This window comes from Variovorax sp. 20P10.2.4, from assembly GCF_058244205.1.
Window position 1 is genome coordinate 21,449 of record NZ_JBZAYE010000023.1, and the last position, 7,033, is coordinate 28,481.

The 7,033-nt window shown below is 66.6% G+C and carries 5 protein-coding genes and 1 pseudogene; 2 read left to right on the forward strand and 4 right to left on the reverse strand.

The genetic code is table 11. The features are described 5' to 3' along the window. Positions 1–12: 12 nt before the first annotated feature. Positions 13–1,191, reverse strand: coding sequence for an acetyl-CoA C-acetyltransferase (locus AC27VN_RS04185; RefSeq protein ID WP_490875730.1), 1,179 nt, complete (start codon positions 1,189–1,191; stop codon positions 13–15). A 396-nt stretch (positions 1,192–1,587) separates the two neighbouring features. Between AC27VN_RS04185 and AC27VN_RS04190 the strand changes: the two are divergent. Then, positions 1,588–1,977, forward strand: a pseudogene (locus AC27VN_RS04190) (MarR family transcriptional regulator); the annotation flags it as partial. Positions 1,978–1,999: 22 nt separating this feature from the next. Here AC27VN_RS04190 and AC27VN_RS04195 read toward each other — a convergent pair. The 3 genes from AC27VN_RS04195 to AC27VN_RS04205 all read right to left on the reverse strand — a co-directional run bounded on the left by AC27VN_RS04195 (position 2,000) and on the right by AC27VN_RS04205 (position 4,920). Then, a complete protein-coding gene (locus AC27VN_RS04195; protein WP_490875731.1) occupies positions 2,000–2,893 on the reverse strand; it encodes a DMT family transporter in 894 nt (297 codons plus the stop codon). After that, positions 2,886–3,854 (reverse strand): guanitoxin biosynthesis L-arginine gamma (S) hydroxylase, encoded by a 969-nt coding sequence (gntB, locus tag AC27VN_RS04200; protein WP_490875732.1) that lies wholly within the window; start codon positions 3,852–3,854, stop codon positions 2,886–2,888. Before gntB ends, AC27VN_RS04195 begins: the two co-directional genes overlap by 8 nt. A gap of 283 nt (positions 3,855–4,137) precedes the next feature. After that, the gene (locus AC27VN_RS04205; RefSeq protein ID WP_093343296.1) at positions 4,138–4,920 is read right to left on the reverse strand and encodes an SDR family NAD(P)-dependent oxidoreductase; all 783 of its coding nucleotides are present in this window, start codon (positions 4,918–4,920) and stop codon (positions 4,138–4,140) included. Between the two features lie 134 nt (positions 4,921–5,054). Between AC27VN_RS04205 and AC27VN_RS04210 the strand changes: the two genes are divergently transcribed. Then, positions 5,055–7,033, forward strand: a 1,979-nt coding sequence (locus AC27VN_RS04210; RefSeq protein WP_490875733.1) for a winged helix-turn-helix domain-containing protein, incomplete at its 3' end; no start/stop codon positions are given.

Below are 7,033 nucleotides of genomic sequence, written 5' to 3' on the forward strand. Positions count from 1 at the left end.
AGCGCCCCGCGTTCAGAGCCGCTCGACGATCGTCACGTTCGCCATGCCGCCACCCTCGCACATGGTCTGCAGCCCGTAGCGCTTGCCGCGCTGGCCCAGCGCATGTACCAGCGTGGTCATGAGCTTGGTGCCCGAGGCGCCCAGCGGATGGCCGAGCGCGATGGCACCGCCGTGGACGTTGAGCCGTTCGGGATCGGCGCCCGTCACCTGCAGCCAGGCCAGCGGCACCGGCGCGAAGGCCTCGTTGACCTCGAACAGATCGATGTCGGAGATCTTCATGCCGGCCTTCTGCAGCGCGCGCTGCGTGGCCGGGATCGGTGCCTCGAGCATGATCACCGGGTCGTGGCCCATCACGCTCATGTGGTGGATGCGCGCGAGCGGCTTCAGGCCGAAGGTCTTGAGGCCGCGCTCGTTGACCACCATCACGCCGCTGGCGCCGTCGCAGATCTGGCTCGCGGTCGCGGCCGTCACGCGCCCGCCCTCGGCAATCAGCTTGACCGCGCCGATGCTCTCGAGCGTCGCGTCGCCGCGGATGCCTTCGTCGGCCAGGTGCATCTCGCCGGGCTCGCTGCCATCGGCCAGCCGCACCGCCACCGGCACGATCTCGCGCTCGAAATGGCCGGCCCGCGTGGCCGCGGCCGCGAGCTGGTGGCTGCGCAGCGCATAGGCATCGAGTTCGGCGCGCGCGATGCCGTAGTTGGCGGCGATCATCTCGGCGCCCGTGAACTGGCTGAACTCGACGCCGGGGTAGCGCTTCTGCATGCCGGGGCTGACGTAGAAGCCCAGCCCGTTCTTCAGCGGCAAGGTGGTCGGCAGGCCCATGGGCACGCGCGTCATGCTCTCGACGCCGGCCGCGATCGCCAGGTCCATGCTGCCCGACATCACGGCCTGGGCCGCGAAGTGCAGCGCCTGCTGCGACGAGCCGCACTGGCGGTCGACCGAGGTGGCCGGCACCGACTCGGGCAGGCGCGAGGCCAGCACCGCGTTGCGCGCGATGTTCGAGGACTGCTCGCCGGCCTGGCCGACGCAGCCCATGATGACGTCCTCGATGGCGGCGGGATCGACGTCGGTGCGCGCGACCAGCGCGTCGAGCACCTGCGCGGCGAGGTCGGCGGGATGCCAGCCGGCCAGGCGGCCGTTGCGGCGGCCTCCAGCGGTGCGGGCGGCGGCGACGATATAGGCTTCGGGCATGGGTTCTCCTGGGGCTTCGATGGGACTCTGGGAATTGTTGGCCCCCAGGATATGGCGGGCGTCGTCGGATCGGACGATTTTGGGCGCGGGCCTGGCGGTGTCGAAACACCGGCTCGCACTTGACCAGGAAGGCCCGCATGCACTCGCGCGCATCCTCGGTCGCGAGGTGCGCATGCAGCTGTCGGCACCCGATGCGCACAAGGATCGGCGCTTCTTGCTCCATGGGCATACGGGCTGGCTCCTGCCAGTCGACGACGATCCTCTGCCGGGAGATCAGCGCGGACAGCACCGCGCCCTCCTCGACCAGCAGTTTGCGAAGCTCAGATCGCTACCGGCTCCGCGCCCAGGCCGGCATCGCGCGACTTGAACGCGGGCTGCGCGAGTGCTTTGCCGATCTCGCGGCTCACTGGAGCGAGGGGCCAAACACGCAGCAGGGAGGTGCTCGGCGCGCTGTCGCTCGACGAGGCGAAGGGGGATGAGCGTGGGCGACCTGGCGCGTTACCTGAAGGTGAGCCGGCAGGACCTCTCGGGCCTGCTGAGCCGCATGGAGCGCGACGGCCATGTGAAGGGCGCGACCGGCGCTCACGCCTGGTGACGATGAGCGAGTCGGGACAGCATGTGTGGGTGGTCGAGGCGCAGCCGAAGATCTTTGCCTACCACGAGCAGGTGCTCGAGGGGTTCTCGGTCAACGACGTGACCCACACCCTGCACTACCTGCTGAAGATCCTCGACACCATGCAGAAGGTGGACGACCGGCAGGGCGGGGCCAAGGCGCTGGCGGAGTAAAGCGCCGCATCCACCGCAGCCTTCAGGAGGTCGACGGCAATGCTTCGGCAGAGCGCCGCGCGCCCGGCTGTCGCGTGGAGACATACAGCCCAAGCACGACCAGAGTGCCGCCTGCGACGGCCCACGGGCCGGGCACCTCGCGCAGAAGAACGAAGGCGAACACCCCTGCGAAAAGCGGCTCAGCGAGTTCGAGCGTCTGCACTCGTCCCGGTGCGAGAAACTGGATGGCTCGCGTCGTGCACACAAAGCCTAGAACTGTCGGAAACACCGCCAGCAAAACCAGCGCGCCAACGGCCGACGGACTCCAGCGCACCTGCGTCAGCGCATCGAACTGAACCGTCGTCGCAAGATAGAAGGAACCGAACAGGAGCAGCCGGGCAGTGAGCGCGAAGCCGCCTGGCAGGCCGAACTTCTTCACCAACACCGAGAACACCCCATAGCCCGTTCCTGCAAGGGCCGCCAGCATTACTCCGCGCGGGCTCTGCGCAACGCTCACCCCAGCGACCATGGCCACGCCCACGAGCGCCACGCCCAGACCGACCCACTGGAAAAAGCTCGGCCTGTCACCCAACAGCGGCCAGCCCAGCACGATCGCCGACAAAGCGGCGAACGCCATCAGGGTCACGACCACATTCGCCGCGGCCTCATGTGCATAGGCAGCAGTTTCGAAAAAGAACAGCACGAATATCCCGAAGAAGGCGCAGAGTGCGACCTCGCGCCACTGGCCGTGCCAACGGGTTCGCGAATAGCCAAGCCCGATCGCACTCACTATCGCGAATCCGATCAGCGTCTTGAGCGCCGCGATTGCGTCGGTCTGCAAGCCCATCGCCACCACAAACTTGGTGAGGACGCCGATCGTCGCATTGAGCGCCGCCGCGCCAAGGGCATACAGCACACCCTTATGAAACTCACGCATGAGCCGCCTTGCCATCGCGTGACGACAAGTCCGACAGGATGGTCGGAATGATGGCTGGAGCGAAGTTGCTGGAAAGAAAGATGCCGCCCGCATTGGCGTTCAGCCGGGCATACATAGGGTCTTTCAGCAGAATTCGATGCGCCGCCCTCAACCGATAGAACGGTACACCAGGAAAAAGGTGATGCACCAAGTGAAAGTTCTCGCCATGCATGCCCGTCAGGAAATGCTCCAGTGCGTGGCTGAAACGATTTCGTGTCGCCTCTATGTCCTTCTTTGCATACCGCACCATTGGGAAATGTTCGGACAGCTCGATGAACCACGTGATTATCTGAAACACGGTCAGATAAGGAAGCAGCCAATAAAGGAGAAAAAATTTCGGCCCGACAATCAACGATCCCAAAAGAGCCATCGCGGATACGGCGGCAAGCACATAGGGCAACTCCCTGCGCGAATTGGCACCCAGCAATCGATGCCGAACCAAGTAGAAAACACTCGAAAGGAAGTTGAGAAGAATCAACGGGCCTACGATGTGCCGGTAGATGAAGACATTGCGCGACTTCGTGTCGTAGACACCTGATTCAACGTAGAAGCGATAGTCTGGGTCTTCATCGGCCTGACCCAATCTAGTGTGATGAGCCTGCACATGCGATGCTCGATAGGCGCTCCACGACTGAAAGACCAAGTAACCCGAGAACCATGTTCCCAGGAGCTTGTTCAGCCCCTTGTTTCTGCACAAGGTCCCATGGGCCGCCTCATGAAGAATCGTTGCCAGGGCTCGTTGTCGGGAACCGATGAGAAGAATGGAAAGCGGAAGAAACCAGACGTTGTATTCACTTATCGCGATTGCCACCCCAACGAAGAACACATTCATCCCAACCGCAACAACTCCGGAGTAATTATTGTAGACACACAGATCTTTGACAGATTTCTTTATGTCTTCATCGAATCGATAACGAATCATTTAAAGGCCAGAGGCTCAAGCCCCTTTTAGTTTCCCCGATGTGCCAATGCACACTGAATGACTGCCTCTCCGATGACGGAAGACCGAGGCAATCTCTCGCAAGCGTGATTGGCTTGCGCAGTGCTATTAGACACGCCCGCGCCGAGCAGCCTGAAAATCCCAAAAACTATCTCAATTATTCAACAAGGAATTGGCAAAAATCTCTTTTTAACAGTTCGCACTCAGTTGCAAACATTTTTTAGGATTTCGCTCCCTTCTTCTTCGCGACAAGTAGATCGCATGTTTATCTGGGCGCCATGCGGATCGCCCCGTCGAGCCGCACGCTCTCGCCGTTGAAGTAGCCGTTGGTGATCATCAGCTCCGCCAGCGCCGCGTACTCGGCCGGGTTGCCCAGCCGCTTCGGAAACGGCACCGAGGCCGCCAGCGCGGCCTTCACGTTGTCGGGCGCGCCCTGCAAGAGCGGCGTGTCGAAGATGCCCGGCAGGATGGTGTTGACGCGGATGCCCTCGCTCATGAGGTCGCGCGCGATCGGCAGGGTCATGCCGACGATGCCGGCCTTCGAGGCGGTGTAGGCGGCCTGCCCCATCTGGCCGTCCTGCGCGGCCACCGAGGCGGTGTTGACGATGGCGCCGCGCTCGCCGTCCTCGAGCATGTCGAGCGCGAGCATGCCGGCGGCCGACTTGGCGATGCAGCGGAAGGTGCCCACCAGGTTGATCTGGATGATGCGGTCGAAGTTGGCGAGCGGAAAGTGCTTGATCTCGCCGGTGGCCTTGTCGCGGCTCGCGGTCTTCACGGCATTGCCGGTGCCCGCGCAGTTGACCAGCACGCGCTCCTGGCCGTGCGCGGCGCGCGCGCGCTCGAAGGCCGCGTCGACCTGCGTCTCGGAGGTGACATCGACCTGGCAGAACACGCCGCCGATCTCGGCCGCGAGCGCCTCGCCCTGCGCCGCGTTGAGGTCGAACAGCGCGACCTTCACGCCATGGCCGGCCAGGCGCCGCGCGGTGGCCGCGCCGAGGCCGGAGGCGCCGCCGGTGACGACGGCGGCAATGCGGGAATCGAGTTGCATCTTCGGAGGTCCTTGCTGGATGGTTTGGCGCCGGCCAGTTTAGGAAGCAGAATCGACGCGGGCATCGTCGGAACCGACGGTATCCGCTTCCCCCGCGGCGACCGCACGGCCCGCGCCCCACTCCGCCGTTCGCGATGTCGTCCGCTCCTTCCGCCCGCATCCTCGAGACCAAGCTCAGCCCGCCGGCCTTCGCCGCCACGCAGGTGCTGCGCGACGCGATCTGCGAACGCATCGCGGCCAGCGCGGTCAAGCTGGTGCTGGTGCGCGCGCCCGCGGGCTTCGGCAAGACCACCACCATGGCGCAGAGCCGCGAGCGCATCGAGGCGCGCGGCATCGCCACCGCCTGGATCACGCTCGACCGCGCCGACAACGACGTCTCGCGCTTCCTGGCCGGCCTCGGCGAGGCCGTGCTGCGCCTCGGCGTGGAGGAGCCGCGCGCGCGCACGCCCTTCGACGCGGTGGCCGCGCTGGCCGCGCACGACGCGCCCTTCGTGCTGTTCCTCGACGACTTCGAGGGGGTGCAGGAACCCGCGGTGATCGGGCTGGTGCGCGAGATCGTCGAGCACCTGCCGCGCGGCGGCAAGCTGGTGATCGGCTCGCGCGGCCTGCCCGACCTCGGCGTGGGCCGGCTGCGCGCGCGCGGCCAGCTCGAGGAGGTCGATACCGACCGGCTGCGCTTCAGCCTCGAGGAGACCGGCGCCTTCTTCGGCCTGCGGCCGCACGCCGGCGACGCCGCCGCGCAGGCCCTGCCGCACGAACTGCTCGCGCAGTTGCACCGCAAGACCGAGGGCTGGATCGCGGCGATCTGGCTGGCTTCGATGGCGCTCGAGCGCCATGGCAGCGCGACCGGCTTCGTCGAACGCTTCTCGGGCTCCGACCGCGCGGTGGCCGACTACCTGGCCGAGGACGTGCTCGCGCACCAACCCGCCGAGGTGCGCGAGTTCCTGCTGCGCACCAGCATCCTGCGCCAGCTCGATGCCTCGGTGTGCCAGGCGCTCAACCCGCGCGCCGACAGCGCGGCCATCCTCGAGCGGCTGGCCGCGGCCAACCTGTTCCTGACGCCGGTGAGCGGCGGCGCGGACGGCGACGGCGCCTGGCGCTACCACAGCCTGTTCGCCGACTTCCTGCGCGCCCAGCTCGCGCGCGAGATGCCCGGCGAGATCGCGCGGCTGCATCTCGCGGCCTCGGGCTGGTACGAATCGCAGCAGCGGCCGGTGCCCGCGATCGACCATGCGATCGAGGGCGGCGACCATCCGCATGCGCTGACCCTGCTCGACAGCTATGCCGGCCGCTTCCTCGAGCAGGGCCGCATGCGCATGCTCGCGCGCTGGTTCTCGGCCATCCCCGAGCACCAGCTGCGCGAGCATCCCGCGCTGCAGCCGATCGCGCTGTGGGCCACCTGCTTCACGCACGGCCCCTGGCAGGCGATGCAGCAGCTCGAGAGCTCGGGCTGCCTCGACAGCCCCACGCCCGCGGTGCGCGCGAGCGCGCAGACGCTGATCCCGCTGCTGCTGGCGATGCAGGACCGGCACGACGAGGCCTACGAGGCCGGCCGCCTGAGCCTGGCGCGGCTGCCCACCGGCCTGCCCTTCGCCGACAGCGTGCTGCTCAACGCGATGGCGCACATCCTCGCGGTGCGCGGCGACCAGCACGAGGCGCAGCGCCTGCTCGACGCCGCGCGACGCCAGCAGGGCAGCAGCACCTTCAACCGCATGTACACCGAGTCGCTGGCCGGCCTGTTCGACCTGCAGGAAGGTCGGCTGCGCCAGGCCACCGCGCGCTTTCGCATGGCGGTCGATGCGACCCATGCGGTCTCGTACAACCACAGCCACGGCAACGCCTGGGCCGGCGTGCTCTACGCGGGTTCGGTCTACGAGTCGAACCAGCTGCTGCAGGCCGAGCACCTGCTCAACGTCTACCTGCCGCTGGCACGCGACGTCGGCCTGCCCGACCACATGATCCTGAGCCACGCGATGCGCTCGCGCATCGCCTTCCATGCGGGCGACATCGATGCCGCGTTCCAGGCCCTGACCGAGCTCGAGTACCTGGGCCACCAGCGCCAGCTGCCGCGCGTGGTGGCCGGCGCCAAGCTCGAGCGCTCGCGCATGCTGCT